14 protein-coding genes are annotated in these 12,687 nt (G+C 67.4%); 7 read left to right on the top strand and 7 right to left on the bottom strand.

The window, feature by feature from the left end; translation table 11 throughout:
* Positions 1-37: 37 nt before the first annotated feature.
* From ASF27_RS09360 to ASF27_RS09335, 6 genes are all read right to left on the bottom strand, one after another.
* Entirely contained in the window at positions 38-1,282 is a 1,245-nt protein-coding gene (locus ASF27_RS09360; RefSeq protein WP_056359510.1) for an AAA family ATPase, read from the bottom strand.
* Positions 1,283-1,394: 112 nt separating this feature from the next.
* Entirely contained in the window at positions 1,395-2,138 is a 744-nt protein-coding gene (locus ASF27_RS09355; RefSeq protein ID WP_056260666.1) for a CpaD family pilus assembly protein, read from the bottom strand.
* Between the two features lie 47 nt (positions 2,139-2,185).
* Positions 2,186-3,709 carry a type II and III secretion system protein family protein gene (locus ASF27_RS09350; protein ID WP_056359507.1) on the bottom strand — a complete coding sequence of 508 codons (1,524 nt, stop codon included), beginning with the start codon at positions 3,707-3,709 and terminating at the stop codon, positions 2,186-2,188.
* Positions 3,710-3,744: 35 nt separating this feature from the next.
* Complete coding sequence (gene cpaB / locus ASF27_RS09345; RefSeq protein WP_056304488.1) at positions 3,745-4,548, bottom strand: Flp pilus assembly protein CpaB; 804 nt, start codon at positions 4,546-4,548, stop codon at positions 3,745-3,747.
* 141 nt (positions 4,549-4,689) lie between these two features.
* A complete protein-coding gene (locus ASF27_RS09340) occupies positions 4,690-5,208 on the bottom strand; it encodes a prepilin peptidase (protein ID WP_056359731.1) in 519 nt (172 codons plus the stop codon).
* A 247-nt stretch (positions 5,209-5,455) separates the two neighbouring features.
* Positions 5,456-5,647 carry a Flp family type IVb pilin gene (locus ASF27_RS09335; RefSeq protein ID WP_056359506.1) on the bottom strand — a complete coding sequence of 64 codons (192 nt, stop codon included), beginning with the start codon at positions 5,645-5,647 and terminating at the stop codon, positions 5,456-5,458.
* A 347-nt stretch (positions 5,648-5,994) separates the two neighbouring features.
* Here ASF27_RS09335 and ASF27_RS09330 point away from each other — a divergent pair, with 347 nt between their 5' ends.
* A complete protein-coding gene (locus tag ASF27_RS09330; RefSeq protein ID WP_056359502.1) occupies positions 5,995-6,483 on the top strand; it encodes a pilus assembly protein N-terminal domain-containing protein in 489 nt (162 codons plus the stop codon).
* A 22-nt stretch (positions 6,484-6,505) separates the two neighbouring features.
* Here ASF27_RS09330 and ASF27_RS09325 read toward each other — a convergent pair whose 3' ends face one another.
* A complete protein-coding gene (locus ASF27_RS09325; RefSeq protein ID WP_056359500.1) occupies positions 6,506-8,008 on the bottom strand; it encodes a phosphomannomutase/phosphoglucomutase in 1,503 nt (500 codons plus the stop codon).
* A gap of 303 nt (positions 8,009-8,311) precedes the next feature.
* Here ASF27_RS09325 and ASF27_RS09320 point away from each other — a divergent pair, with 303 nt between their 5' ends.
* The 6 genes from ASF27_RS09320 to ASF27_RS09295 all read left to right on the top strand — a co-directional run bounded on the left by ASF27_RS09320 (position 8,312) and on the right by ASF27_RS09295 (position 12,603).
* The gene (locus tag ASF27_RS09320; RefSeq protein WP_056170127.1) at positions 8,312-8,998 is read left to right on the top strand and encodes a 50S ribosomal protein L25/general stress protein Ctc; all 687 of its coding nucleotides are present in this window, start codon (positions 8,312-8,314) and stop codon (positions 8,996-8,998) included.
* A gap of 143 nt (positions 8,999-9,141) precedes the next feature.
* On the top strand, positions 9,142-9,768 hold the full coding sequence (gene pth / locus ASF27_RS09315; RefSeq protein WP_056359497.1) for an aminoacyl-tRNA hydrolase: 627 nt from the start codon (positions 9,142-9,144) through the stop codon (positions 9,766-9,768).
* Positions 9,769-9,830: 62 nt separating this feature from the next.
* Positions 9,831-10,058 (top strand): hypothetical protein, encoded by a 228-nt coding sequence (locus ASF27_RS09310; RefSeq protein WP_056170121.1) that lies wholly within the window; start codon positions 9,831-9,833, stop codon positions 10,056-10,058.
* Positions 10,042-10,497: a PIN domain-containing protein gene (locus tag ASF27_RS09305; protein ID WP_056170117.1), complete on the top strand. Its 456-nt coding sequence runs from the start codon at positions 10,042-10,044 to the stop codon at positions 10,495-10,497. Before ASF27_RS09310 ends, ASF27_RS09305 begins: the two co-directional genes overlap by 17 nt.
* 4 nt (positions 10,498-10,501) lie before the next feature.
* Positions 10,502-11,599: a redox-regulated ATPase YchF gene (gene ychF, locus ASF27_RS09300; RefSeq protein ID WP_056260651.1), complete on the top strand. Its 1,098-nt coding sequence runs from the start codon at positions 10,502-10,504 to the stop codon at positions 11,597-11,599.
* Between the two features lie 8 nt (positions 11,600-11,607).
* Positions 11,608-12,603: a MaoC family dehydratase gene (locus ASF27_RS09295; protein ID WP_056170111.1), complete on the top strand. Its 996-nt coding sequence runs from the start codon at positions 11,608-11,610 to the stop codon at positions 12,601-12,603.
* Positions 12,604-12,687 lie beyond the last annotated feature (84 nt).

Here is a 12,687-nt window from a genome sequence, read left to right as displayed (position 1 = left end):
GAGGGAGCTGGGACCGGGCGGCGATGCGGATCGCGCATCACGACGCCTTGCGGCGCTGCAGCCGCGCCAGGAGCGGCTCGAGAAGGTTCGCGCGCGGGCGCCGCGTCTCGGAACGCCCCACGAGGGTGGCGGCCAGCGCCGAGAACACGTCCGTGACCTTGGCCCCGGCCTGCACCTCGGCGATCATCTGGCCGTTGTTCGCCGCCGTTCCGAACAGGGCGGGCTCGAAGGGCAGGCTCGCGGTGATCGGGGCGTCGAGGGCCTTGGCGAACTCGGCGACGCTGATCTCGGGGCGCTTCGACATGCCGACGCCGTTGAGGACGACGCGCGCCTTGGCGTCGTTCGGGCGGTTCTGCTGGAGCAAGGTCAGAAGGTTCTTGGTGTTGCGCAGGGACGCGAGTTCGGGGGCGCTCACGATCAGGATCTCGTCGGCCGAGACAAGGAGCCGTTTCGACCAGGCGGTCCAGACATGCGGCACGTCGAGGACGACGCACGGGACCGTGTTGCGCAGGAGGTCGATGACGGCGTCCATGGCCTGCTCCGACAGGTCGATGGTCCGGTCGAGGGTCGCGGGCGCGGCGAGAAGGGTGAGGTTGTCGGCGCATTTCGACAGCAGGCGGTCGAGGAGGTTCGCGTCGAGGCGCTCGGGCGAGAACACCGCTTCGGCGATGCCCTGGGGCGGATCCTGGTTGAAGTTCAGGCTCGCGGTGCCGAAGGCGATATCGAGGTCGGCGATCACCGTCGCGGTTTCCTGCTCCCGGGCGATGGTCCAGGCGAGGTTGTGGGCGAGGGTGGACGCGCCGACGCCGCCCTTTGCACCCACCACCGCGATGGTGCGGCCGACGGGCTTGGCGCCCGGGGCCGAGAACAGGTCCGACACCGCCTGGATCAGCATGATCGGATCCACGGGCGCCATGAGGTACTCGCTCACCCCGCGCTGAAGGAACTGGCGGTAGAGCATCACGTCGTTGACGTGGCCGATGACGATGACCTTGGTGCCGGCGTCGCAGACTTCGGCGAGGGAATCGAGGCATTCGATCGGGCGTGACTTGGCCCCTTGCGTCTCGATGACGATGACGTTCGGGGTCGGCGCATGGCGATAGGCTTCGACGGCGGCGGCACCGCCGCCCATCTGCACCTTCACGTGAGCCTTCTGCATCCGCCGGTCGGAGCTCGCGGCTTCGATCACGACGGCCGTGTCCTGGGTCTCGCAAAAGGCCTGGATCGTGATCCGCGGCACCGGGGCGATGAGGCGCTCGGGTGTCTGGTTCGGGTCCACCATGGCTCTGGTTCCGGTTCAGGTTGCCCCGAAGGGCGCATTCGGGAGTCGCGGGTTTCGGTCGATCGGCACGTCTTCGGACTCGGCACCCCGGAGCAGGCGCCGCGGCCGGGGGCTACTGCGAGACCTGGGATTTCACGTCGGCCTTGCCATCCTGGCGCCAGGGAATTGACGGATCATTGCCGGCCCGCAATTTCTCGATGTTCTTCGTGCGGCGGACGGTGTCGATGCGACCCTCGGGACGGCCGCGCACGAGATCGATGGGATCGGCGACTTGAGCGGCGATGTTCGACTGCGTCGAGCAGCCGAAGTTCCAATGGGCCTCGTTGCGCCCGTTGAAGGCGGCGTCGCCGACCCCGAGATCCTGCGGCCACGATCCGCACTGGCCCGCGACCTTGGCCTCCATCCGCTGGAAGCTGAGGCGCAAGGGGGCGACGAGGGTCGGAGTTGCGACCGCGTAACTCGTCACCACGAGTTGTCCGGGGGCCAAGCCGCCCTCGGCGCTCATTCGGCGGATGGCCGCGCCCGTGCGTTCGACGGCGGCCCCCATGGCGGGGGCGACGCCCCGCGGCATGTCGAGGACGAGGGTGCCGCGGCCGTAGCGCCGGAAGTCGACGAGGAACGCGTCGATGTCGGCGGCCTGGCGCGGATCGATGTGGCCGGTGCCGGTGACGAACACGTCGAGGCTGCGACCCGCATCCGTGAGGGCGATGGGGTGCCGTGCCCGGTAGTCCGTCGGATAGAGCGAGCCCGTCGTCGCCGGAGCACGGTTCTGGCACGCGCCGAGGAGCGCCGTCAGGGCGCTGATTGCGGCCAGGGCTTTGAGCGTGGAAGACTTAGGCGTGGGAGACGCGGGCATGGAAGGGGTCCTGGCGGAACGGGGGCCGGGTCTTTGAGCGGGTAGGACTAGTCGGTGATGAAGCCGACGCGGCCGCGATAGGCCGGTCCGAGAGGACTTGCGCCCGCGACGCCGTAGAGGCGGTTCAGGCGTCCGAGCAGGATGCCCTGCGCGTCCTGGGCGTCGACGAAGCCGTCGTCTGGCCGCGTGGGCTGGCGCGCGTCCATCGGCTTGGCGATGTAGGGGGTGACCATGATCATCAGCTCCGTCTCCTGGCGCTGATAGTCGCGCGACCGGAACAGGGCACCGATGATCGGCAGGTTGATCAGTCCTGGCAGCCCCGAGATGGTGGCTTTGTTGCGCTGCTGGATCAGGCCGGCGGTCATCATGCTGGCGCCGGAGGCGAGCTCGACGGTGGTCTCGGAGCTGCGCACCGTGAAACCCGGCACGGCAATGTTGGAATTGCCCTGACCGATGTTGATGGAATTCTGCTGGTCGATCTCGGTGACGTCTGTGCCGACGCGGATCGAGATGCGGTTCTCGGCCAGCACCACGGGTGTGAACGTCAGGCTGACGCCGTAGGGCTTGAATGCGATGGAAGGGGTGCAGATCTGGTTCGTGCCGGTGCCCTGAACGCAGGCGAGGGTCGCCGGCACCGGGATCTGGCCGCCGGCGGTGAACTTCGCCGATTCGCCCGAGATCGCCGTGAGGGTCGGTTCGGCCAGTACGCGGGAGACGCCCGCCTGCTCGAACGCCCGGAGGGTCGCCGACAGGCTGGCGCCGCCCGTTCCGGTGACGGTGCCGGTCAAGGCGTTCCCGCTTGGAAAAGATCCCCCGTTAAGGGCCAGGGGTGCCGTGTTGACGAGGTTCAACCCCGACCAGTTGCCGCTGATATTGACGCCGAACTGCTTCAGCACCGTGCGGGCGACCTCGACCACGGTCACGCGCAGCATCACCTGATCGCGGCCCCGGATGGTGATGTTGTTGATCACCGTGCCTCGGGTCGGGGTGCTGCCCGCGGCGGCGCCCGCCGAGGCGCCGCCCGCGCCCGCAGAGCCGGACTGGCCCACGAAGGCGTTGGCGATGTCGATGGCCTGGGAGGCTTCCGCCGCGGAGTTGACGCTGCCGGACAGGATGATCGAGCTGCCGGCGGTGCGGATGTCGAACCGGGCATTCGCGATGCTCTGCGTCAGGATCTGGCGCAGGGCGCCGAGCTGGAGGTCGCGCGCCACGGTGACGTCGAGGGCGGTGATCTGTCGGCCTTCGCCGTCCATGATGAAGATCGAGGTGGCGCCGTCCTCCATGCCGATGACGAACACCTTGCGGGTCGAGCGCACGACGGCGTTGGCGACCTTCGGGTTGGCGACGAACACCTCCTTGGCGTCGCGCGGCAGGTCGATGACGATGGAGCGGCCCATGGTCAGCTCGATCTTGCGCGAGGTCGCGGCCTCGTTCGAGCCCACGGCGAGCACGGGCGCCGGAGCGAGGTCGGGCACCGGCCGAGCCGTGACCGGACCGGCGAGGAGGCTCGCAAGGACCGGCACCACCAGGATCGGCAGTTGGCGGGTGGCGCTCCGGGATCGGACAATCATCGGTGAAACCCCTGTCATCGCGTTCGCCGGAGCCATCAGCGCCGCGACTGTTGCTTGGAGACGCCGAAGCGCACGACCGTCACGCCACCCTCGCCGCGGGTGTCCGGCGCCACCTCGGTGGTGCGCCCGGAATCGACGAGGCTGCGCAGGGACAGGGAGAGCTGGCCGACCTTCTGGGCCAGGGTGACGATCTCGGCTTGCGCCGGCGTCAGGGCGAGGGTCGTGGTCTCGCCGGTCACGACGTTGCTGCCGTTCTTTTCCTGGACGATCTGGCCGACGGCGAGCACGCGGATGTCCGTGAGGATGGTCTCCGAGATCTGTGTCTCGGACCCACCGGCCTGCATGGCCTCCTCGTCGCGGTAGGTTCGGATGAGGTCGACGTGGTCGTTGGGCAGGATGAAGCCGCCGGCGGAACTCGATCCCCGCGAATCGGTGACGATGGCCACGGCGCGCATGCCGGATGGCAGGATGGCGGCCATGAACCCACCGTCCGAGCGGGCGAGCTTCTGGGGCCGGATCGGCTCGCCGGAGAGGAACCCGGAGCGGGCGATGGAACCTGTGATGTCTTCCAGGCCCTTGGGCTGGCTGGTGCGGGTGATGTAGCCGGGCGTGATGGCCTGATCGGGCCAGGGCTGCCAGCGCAGATCCGCTGCCTGGAGGCTTTGCCCCATCGGCAGCTCGGCCGCGGCCACGAGCACGTCGGTCGTCGGCAGGACCGGCGGCGGCGGCGCCGCCAGGATCACGGGAGCCGGGGGTTTGTCGTCGCCGCTCATCAGGTAGGCGGCGAGGCCGCCGGTGACCAGGGCGATGGCGAGGACGGCAAGGCGGGCGGGTTTCATTGCCGGGGATGAACCTGTGGGACGGCCGAGTGCCGCGCCCCGTCACGATGGTCCCGGATTCCTCAAATTAGGGTTAAGACTTCCTGATGGATTGCGTGGTCCGCCGGTCACCGCGAAGGCGCTGCCGTTCGTCCGCGTCGATCAAAGACCGAGGGCCCGCGTCCAGATCGCCGTCTCGGGCAGGACCATCACCGCCGCGAAGGCCAGCGCGATACCGTAGGGTACGCCCGTGCGCTTGTCGTGGAGGTGGAGGAGGAACGGCATGCGCGACAGGGTCGACCCGACGAACACCGGCAGGGGCTGCGAGCGCAGGGCGAGAATCGCCACCGTGAGCACGCCGCCCGCCAGGGCCGCGAGGGTGAAGTAATCGAGCAGATGGTCGAAGCCGATCCAAAGGGCGGTGCCCGCCGCGAGCTTTGCGTCGCCGCCGCCGATATGCCCGAGGGCGAATAGGGTAAAGGTTGCAGCAAGGACGAGTGCGCCGGCCCCCACATGGAATGCCAACTCGGTCCATCCCAACCCGAAGCTCGCCGCGATGACAACGAAGCCGGCTACGAGCGCGAGCATGACCCGGTTCGGGATCAGCATCGTCAACAGATCGTTGACGGCAGCGTAGACCATCAGGAACGGGAAGACGATCAGAACGCTCGCGGCGGCCATGGTGAAGCTTCCGGGATGAGAGTGAGTCATGAGGCGTGTCGAACGCCGCAGGCCCTCGAGTTCGAGAACCACGGCGTTGCGGAAGCTTCGTGAAGTCCACCGGATGGCGGACCCGCGAAAAGGGAGGAGGCGTGACCGGTCATCACGCCTCCTTCAAGCCCTTCGATCTTCGTGCTCGACATCGTGGAGGTTAGGATCCACGTTTCGATTTACGGTTTTAACGAAATCGTCGATCTGTCTACTGTGATTATTTGGTAGTGGCGGTTGTTCTCGCAGTATCGAGGCCAGTGCCGATGCTCGTGAACGTTGTCTTGATCGACGAAGAAACCGTGCTGAGCGAGGCGATGATCGCAACCGCGATGAGCGAGGCGATGAGGCCGTACTCGATGGCGGTGGCGCCGGACTCGTCGGAGGCAAAACGCTTGAAGATGTTCGTCATGACGCAGGATCCTTGTTCGACCGAGAAGAAATCAGGTGCCGTCGAAGATCGTCACGTTTCGTCCGGCGACAGAAACGACATTGCCCGTCCCGCGTTGCAAATCGGTTAAACGAGTCGCCGAAACCTGGGCTCGTCCGGTCCGATCGCAGCATGGTAAAGCTATCGTAAAGACTAGACCGTCTGCGAAGACGATGGAGGAGGCGGTTCGCCGGTGTCGTGCCCGGTCACGGCCCGTCCTTAGGGGCCTGTTTACCCTCCCTGTGTTTTGGTGATCCGTCGGCTCGACGAACGCGGTCGACCGCCGCTCCAATCCGCGCGGGTGCGGTCCCCAGGCACGAGTGATCCCCATGGACGACCGTTTCCCAGCTTTCCGATCCACCGCGTCCCATGCGGTGGTTCCGTTGTTCGCCGCCCTTCTGCTCGCCGCCGCCCTCGGACCGGCCGCCGCGCAGGCGCCGACTTTGGTGACGGTGACGGTGGACAACGCCAAGGTGATCCGCTTGCCGGAGAACACACAGACGGTCATCGTCGGCAATCCGATCATCGCCGACGTGTCCCTTCAGAAGAACGGCGTCCTCATCCTCACGGGCAAGAGCTTCGGCTCGACCAACCTCATCGCCCTCGACCGCGGCGGCAACATGCTGGCCGAATCCACCATCAGCGTGCAGGCGCCCCAGGCCGCCGTCGTCACGGTGCAGCGTGGCCTGGAGCGCGAATCGTATTCGTGCACGCCCAATTGCCAGCCCTCGGCGCAGCTCGGCGACTCGACGCGCTATTTCGGCGAAGTCAGCGGCCAGGCCGAAGCCCGCCGTGCCATGGCGGTCGGCGGGAAGTAGACCGCCTTCCCCCTTCGCTTCCTCAGAGGGTCTGGTTGTAGGCGCCGACCCCGTCGTTCTCGCGCAGCACCCCGTCCACCGCCGCGAACATGGCGTGGAGGCGATCCTCCGAGATCGGGCTCTCGATCACCACCACGAGTTCGGGTTTGTTCGACGAGGCCCGCACCAGTCCCCAGGTGCCGTCCTCGGTCGCGACACGGACGCCGTTGACGGTGACGAGGTCCGTGATCCTGGCGCCCGCGAGGGTCTCGCCCGCGTCCAACATCGCCCGGAACCGCGCGGTCACGGCCTCGACCACCCCGTACTTCACCTCGTCGGCGCAATGGGGCGACATGGTCGGCGAGCCCCAGGTCTTCGGCAGTGCCCGGTAGAGGTCGGCCATGGAACGCTCTGGATTGCGGTCGAGCATCTCGATCACCGCGATGGCGGTGAGCAGTCCGTCGTCGTAGCCGCGCCCGATCGGTTCGTTGAAGAAGAAGTGCCCCGACTTCTCGAAGCCGGCAAGCGCCCCGAGTTCGTTGACCCGGCGCTTGATGTAGGAATGCCCCGTCTTCCAGTAATCCGTCCGGATCGCCAGCGCCTGGAGCTCGGGGTCGGTGTGGTAGAGCCCCGTCGACTTCACGTCGACCACGAAGGTGGCACCGGGATGCAGCTTGCCGAGGTCGCGGGCGAGCATGACGCCGATCTTGTCGGCGAAGATTTCCGCGCCCTCGTCGTCGACCACGCCGCAGCGGTCGCCGTCGCCGTCGAAGCCGAGGCCGACATCCGCCCCCGTCTCCTTCACGCGCGCCGCGATGGCGTGCAGCATCGCCATGTCCTCGGGGTTCGGGTTGTAGCGTGGGAAGGTGTAGTCCGGGTCGACATCGAGGGGGATCACCTCGACGCCCAGGGCCTCGAGAAGTTGCGGCGCGAAGGCTCCGGCCGTGCCGTTGCCGCAGGCGGCCACCACTTTGAGTTTTCGCGAGATCGGTTTCGCCCGCGCCTTCAGATCGGCGAGGTAGACCTGCGAAAACCCCTCGACGAACTCGTAGGCGCCCCCATCCCGGTAGCGGTAGGTTCCACCCAGCACGATCTCCTTCAGGCGGCCCATCTCCTCGGGGCCGAAGGTCATGGGCCGGTTGGCGCCCATCTTCACGCCGGTCCAGCCGTTGTCGTTGTGCGAGGCGGTGACCATGGCCACGCACGGGCAATCGAGGGCGAACTGCCCGAAATACGCCATGGGGGACAGGGCGAGGCCGACATCCTTCACCCGCAGGCCCGCCGCCTGCATGCCGGCGATGAGGGCGAGCTTGATGGAGGACGAGTAGGCCCGGAAATCGTGGCCCGTGACGATGTCGGGGCGCACGCCCATCTCGTGCACGAGGGTGCCGATGCCGAGGCCCAGCGCCTGCACGCCCATCAGGTTGATGTCCTGCGGGAACAGCCAGCGTGCATCGTATTCGCGAAACCCCGTCGGCTTGACCAGCGGCAGTTCCTCGAACGCGAAGGTGTTCGGCACGAGCGCGGCGTGGGGCTTGGGGAACATCGCGGGGCCTCTCCAGGATCTCGGTGAGGCTTATCCGAACGGCGTCGACAGAAGAAGTCCGGGCGGCGCTGCCCCCGGCACCTTCGCCTGAAGCCGACGCGTTCGCGTCCATCCGGGGGCCACTGTCCATCCGGCGTCGTGCGGGGCGGGTCCTTGAACCCGGGCGCCCCCCAGGCTATAGGCAACCCGCGCCCGCCAGACACCCTTGGAGGCACGGGCGCGAATCGGGGTTCGGTGTGGCCGTCCGTTTCGGGCGGCCTTTCGTTGTTCCCCGGCTTGTTTCAATCTTTGAAGGATCACGCCATGAGCGCAGTCAAGACGCTTGAGGCCGTGGCACGCGACCGGGTCGGCAAGGGGGCCGCCCGGGCCGTTCGTCGCCAGGGCCAAGTTCCCGCCGTCATCTACGGCGGCGGCCAGGCCCCGCAGGCCATCGCCATCGACCTCATCCGCACCCGCACCCTGATCTACGCCGGCGGTTTCAAGACCACGCTGTTCGAGATCAACGCCGGCGGCAAGAAGACCCGTGCGATCCCGCGCGACTTCCAGCTCGACCCGGTCAACGGCGTGCCGCTGCATGTCGACTTCCTGCGCGTCGTCGCCGGCCAGTCCATCACCGTCGAGGTGCCGGTGCACTTCATCAACGAGGACGCGGCCCCCGGCATCAAACAGCGCGGCGGCACCCTCAACATCGTGCTGCACACCCTGGCCCTCGAAGTCGCCCCCGATGCGATCCCCGAGGCCGTCGAGATCGACCTGACCGGCCGCGAGATCGGCGACGCCATCCACATCGCCGACGTCAAGCTGCCGGCTGGCGCCACCTTTACGGGTGAACCCGACGCCACCGTCGCCAACGTCGTGCCGCCGACGGTGCTCGGCGCCGAGGTGGAGGCCGAGGAGGCCGCCATTGCCGAGGCCCAGTCGGCCGAAGCCGCCGAAGAGAAGATCGAGGAGGCCGCGGAGGCCGCCGAGGACGAGAAGAAGGAGGACTGAGACCTGGGGCTCCCCCCGGTTTCACGTCCCTGAGGATGCCCCGGCCGCGAGGTCGGGGCATTCCTGTTTCCAGACCCTTTTCACCTGTTCCCAGACTCCCTCGCTGGTCCGGTTCTCCCTCGTTCGGCAGGAAACGTCGCGCCATGCGCCTGATCGTCGGCCTCGGAAATCCGGGCGCCCGCTACGCCCGCAACCGCCACAACATCGGCTTCCTCGCCCTCGACGAGATCGCGCGGGTGCACCGGGCCGGTCCGTGGCGGAAGAAGTTCCAGGGTGAGATCGCAGAGGCGGTCCTGGGAACCGAGCGCGCGGTCCTGCTCAAGCCGCAGACCTTCATGAACGACTCGGGCCGGTCCGTCGCCGAGGTGCAGCGCTTCTTCAAGATCCCCCTCGGCAGCGTGATCGTGCTGCACGATGAACTCGACCTCGCCCCGGCCAAGGTCCGGGTGAAGCTCGGCGGCGGCAATGCCGGGCATAACGGCCTGCGCTCGATCACGGCCCAATGCGGCAACGACTATCACCGGGTCCGCCTCGGCATCGGGCATCCGGGCGACAAGGCCCTGGTCCACGCCTACGTGCTCAACGATTTCGGCAAGGACGAGGGGCCCTGGCTCGACGATCTCAACCGGGCCATCGCCGACCACATCGCCGTGCTGGCGGCGGGCGAGGATGCGAGCTTCCAGAACAAGGTTCACCTCGCCATGGCGGGGCGCGGCTGGGACGACGTCAAGGGCGTCGGCGAACGGGCGAGTTCGGGCAAGCCCGCTTGAGGCTGCGAATTGACACGAAAACACGGGGACACGATATCGGGTGCGGAACTGGGGAGCGGGCGATGAAGAATGTCACGGTGACAATGGACGACGCGGTTCTGCAACGCGCTCGTGTGGCGGCGGCGCGGGACGGTAAGAGCTTGTCGAAATTCATCGCCGAGACGGTCGAAGTCCGAGTTGGACGTCCGCTCAATCAGCTCGAAGCGCTCGAGCAATTCCTGGCCGGGCCCCTTCTCCCCCTCACCGATGAGAACGGGAAGGCTCCTTCACGCGATGATCTCTACGACTGATCTCGTTTTCATCGATACGAACGTTCTCATCTACGCACGAGACGACCGCAATGCGACGAAGCGCGAGCGGGCTCGCTCCTGGCTTGGAACGGTCGGAGCGAGCGGGCGGGCGCGCACCAATCTTCAGGTTCTCAACGAACTGACTCGGTGGCTCCTGAAGAAGGAGAGCCATCGCTCAGCGGACGACATTCGCTCGGACATCGCGGCCCTGCGAAGCTGGGGCGATCGTCCGATCTCGGAGGAGGACGTGGAATTGGCATGGTCCGTCCGAAACCGGCTTGGATATCAATGGTTCGACTGCCTGCTCGTGGCAGGTGCTTCGCTGGCCGGCTGCCGGTTCTTCCTCACCGAGGATATGGGACACGGCACGGTTTTCGAGGGGCTGACCCTCATCGATCCCTTTCAAGCGTCGCCAAACGACGTGTTTCAACGGAACTGACATCATGGGCTTCAAGTGCGGTATCGTCGGCCTGCCGAACGTCGGCAAGTCGACCCTGTTCAACGCGCTGACGCAGACGGCGGCGGCGCAGGCGGCGAACTATCCGTTCTGCACCATCGAGCCGAATGTCGGCGAGGTGGCGGTGCCGGATACGCGCCTCGACGATCTGGCGAAGATCGCCGCCTCGAAGGAGATCATCCCGACGCGGCTTACCTTCGTGGACATCGCCGGCCTCGTGCGCGGCGCCTCGAAGGGCGAGGGCCTCGGCAACCAGTTCCTCGCCAACATTCGCGAAGTCGATGCCATCGCCCACGTGGTGCGGTGCTTCACCGACGGCGACGTGACCCACGTCGAGGGCAAGGTCGACCCGAAGGCCGATATCGAGACCATCGAGACCGAGCTCATGCTCGCCGACCTCGACAGCCTGGAGAAGCGCCTGTTCGCCCTGGAGAAGAAGGCCAAGGGCGCCGACAAGGAGGCCAAGGAGGCCCTCGACCTCGTGAATCGCGCCCTGCCGCTCCTGCGCGAGGGCAAGCCGGCGCGCCTTGTTCCCCGCAAGCCCGAGGAGGAGGCCCTGTTCCAGACCCTCGGGCTGATGACGGCCAAACCCGTCCTCTATGTCTGCAACGTCGACGAGGGCGACGCCGACAAGGGCAACGCCTATTCCGACGCGGTGCTGGCGCAGGCCAAGGCCGAGGGCGCCAAGGCGGTCGTGGTCTCGGCCAAGATCGAGAGCGAGATCGCGGTGATGCCGGTCGCCGATCAGGGCGACTTTCTCGAGGCCGTGGGTCTGGCCGAGCCCGGCCTCAACCGCGTCATCCGCGCCGGCTACGAGCTTCTCGGCCTCATCACCTACTTCACGGTCGGCCCGAAGGAGGCACGCGCCTGGACCATCGAGAAGGGCACGCGGGCGCCGGCGGCGGCGGGCGTGATTCACACGGACTTCGAGAAGGGCTTCATCCGTTCCGAGACCATCGCGTTCGCCGACTACGTCGCCCTCAAGGGCGAGAGCGGCGCCAAGGAGGCCGGCAAGTTTCGTCTCGAGGGCAAGGAGTACGTGGTCCAGGACGGCGACGTGCTGCACTTCCGCTTCGCCAACTGAGCGGGCGCATGACCGGTATCGCTTTCGAGGATTTCACCCCCGGCGCCGTCATCGAGGGCGGGCCGATCACCGTGACCCGCGAGGAGCTCGTCGCCTTCGCGCGCGAGTTCGATCCGCAGCCGTTCCACCTCGACGAGACGGCGGCCGAGGCGACTTTCGTCGGGCAGCTCATCGGCTCGGGCTGGCAGAGCGCCGGCTTCGGCATGCGGCTCCTGCAGAAGCACGTCTTCCGGGGCGCGACCTCCATGGGCTCGCCCGGTGTCCTGCAGCTGCGCTGGCTGCGGCCGGTGCTGCCAGGGGATACCCTCGGCATCTCCGTGAAGGTCGACAGTTGCCGGGCCTCGAACACCAAGCCCGACCGCGGCTTCGTGCGGTTCGACCTGACCCTGCGCAACGGCCGCGACGAGGCGGTGATGACCCAGGCCTTCACGGTGATGTTCGCCCGCCGGGGGGCCACGCCGCTGCCGCCGCGTGTGGTCAATCCCATCGAGCCGAGCGCACCCGCGGAGGGGACCGACGCGGTGCAGCTCGATTTCCTCGCGGATGCCCCCATCGGGGTCGCCCGCGACCTCGGGCATCACCTCTTCACGCCCGAAGCAATTGTGGCCTATGCGAAGGCCTACGATCCGCAGGCCTTCCACCTCGATCCGGCCGCGGCTCGGGAGACCCATTTCGGCGCGCTCTGCGCATCCGGCTGGCACACGGCCGCCGTCTGGATGAAGCGCCTCCACATCACCCGCGCCCGCGACATGGCGCTCTCCGCCCGGTCGGGCCCGGTGCCGCAGCTCGGACCCTCGCCGGGATTCCGCGACATGCGCTGGCTCGCCCCGGTCTATGCCGGCGACACCCTGCGGTATGCCTGCGCCCTCACGGCCAAGCGCCGATCGGCCTCCCGCCCCGGCTGGGGCCTCGCGACCCACCACAACACGGCGGTGAACCAGCACGGCACCAAGGTGTTCGAGTTCACCGGGTCGGTGTTCTGGCAGTGGGCGCCCGTTCACTGAGCGCGGAGGCGGCCTGTTGCGTCGTGTGTCTCTCCGACCAATCGTGTGCCTTGGCATTCACGTCGAGGCGGCGCACACTCGATG

This window comes from Methylobacterium sp. Leaf102 (assembly GCF_001422425.1).
GTDB lineage: Bacteria > Pseudomonadota > Alphaproteobacteria > Rhizobiales > Beijerinckiaceae > Methylobacterium.
Note: the sequence above shows the minus strand (reverse complement) of the source record. Positions and strands in the feature narration are given on the sequence as shown.

What these genes read in the sequence shown, in the direction of transcription:
- ASF27_RS09320 (WP_056170127.1), top strand. Translation starts at nt 8,312, where the DNA reads ATGAGCGCAGTCAAGACGCTTGAGGCCGTGGCACGCGACCGGGTCGGC.
- cpaB (WP_056304488.1), bottom strand. Translation starts at nt 4,548, where the DNA reads ATGAAACCCGCCCGCCTTGCCGTCCTCGCCATCGCCCTGGTCACCGGC.
- ychF (WP_056260651.1), top strand. Translation starts at nt 10,502, where the DNA reads ATGGGCTTCAAGTGCGGTATCGTCGGCCTGCCGAACGTCGGCAAGTCG.
- ASF27_RS09325 (WP_056359500.1), bottom strand. Translation starts at nt 8,008, where the DNA reads ATGTTCCCCAAGCCCCACGCCGCGCTCGTGCCGAACACCTTCGCGTTC.
- ASF27_RS09340 (WP_056359731.1), bottom strand. Translation starts at nt 5,208, where the DNA reads ATGGCCGCCGCGAGCGTTCTGATCGTCTTCCCGTTCCTGATGGTCTAC.
- ASF27_RS09335 (WP_056359506.1), bottom strand. Translation starts at nt 5,647, where the DNA reads ATGACGAACATCTTCAAGCGTTTTGCCTCCGACGAGTCCGGCGCCACC.
- pth (WP_056359497.1), top strand. Translation starts at nt 9,142, where the DNA reads ATGCGCCTGATCGTCGGCCTCGGAAATCCGGGCGCCCGCTACGCCCGC.
- ASF27_RS09350 (WP_056359507.1), bottom strand. Translation starts at nt 3,709, where the DNA reads ATGATTGTCCGATCCCGGAGCGCCACCCGCCAACTGCCGATCCTGGTG.
- ASF27_RS09310 (WP_056170121.1), top strand. Translation starts at nt 9,831, where the DNA reads ATGAAGAATGTCACGGTGACAATGGACGACGCGGTTCTGCAACGCGCT.
- ASF27_RS09355 (WP_056260666.1), bottom strand. Translation starts at nt 2,138, where the DNA reads ATGCCCGCGTCTCCCACGCCTAAGTCTTCCACGCTCAAAGCCCTGGCC.
- ASF27_RS09330 (WP_056359502.1), top strand. Translation starts at nt 5,995, where the DNA reads ATGGACGACCGTTTCCCAGCTTTCCGATCCACCGCGTCCCATGCGGTG.
- ASF27_RS09295 (WP_056170111.1), top strand. Translation starts at nt 11,608, where the DNA reads ATGACCGGTATCGCTTTCGAGGATTTCACCCCCGGCGCCGTCATCGAG.
- ASF27_RS09360 (WP_056359510.1), bottom strand. Translation starts at nt 1,282, where the DNA reads ATGGTGGACCCGAACCAGACACCCGAGCGCCTCATCGCCCCGGTGCCG.
- ASF27_RS09305 (WP_056170117.1), top strand. Translation starts at nt 10,042, where the DNA reads ATGATCTCTACGACTGATCTCGTTTTCATCGATACGAACGTTCTCATC.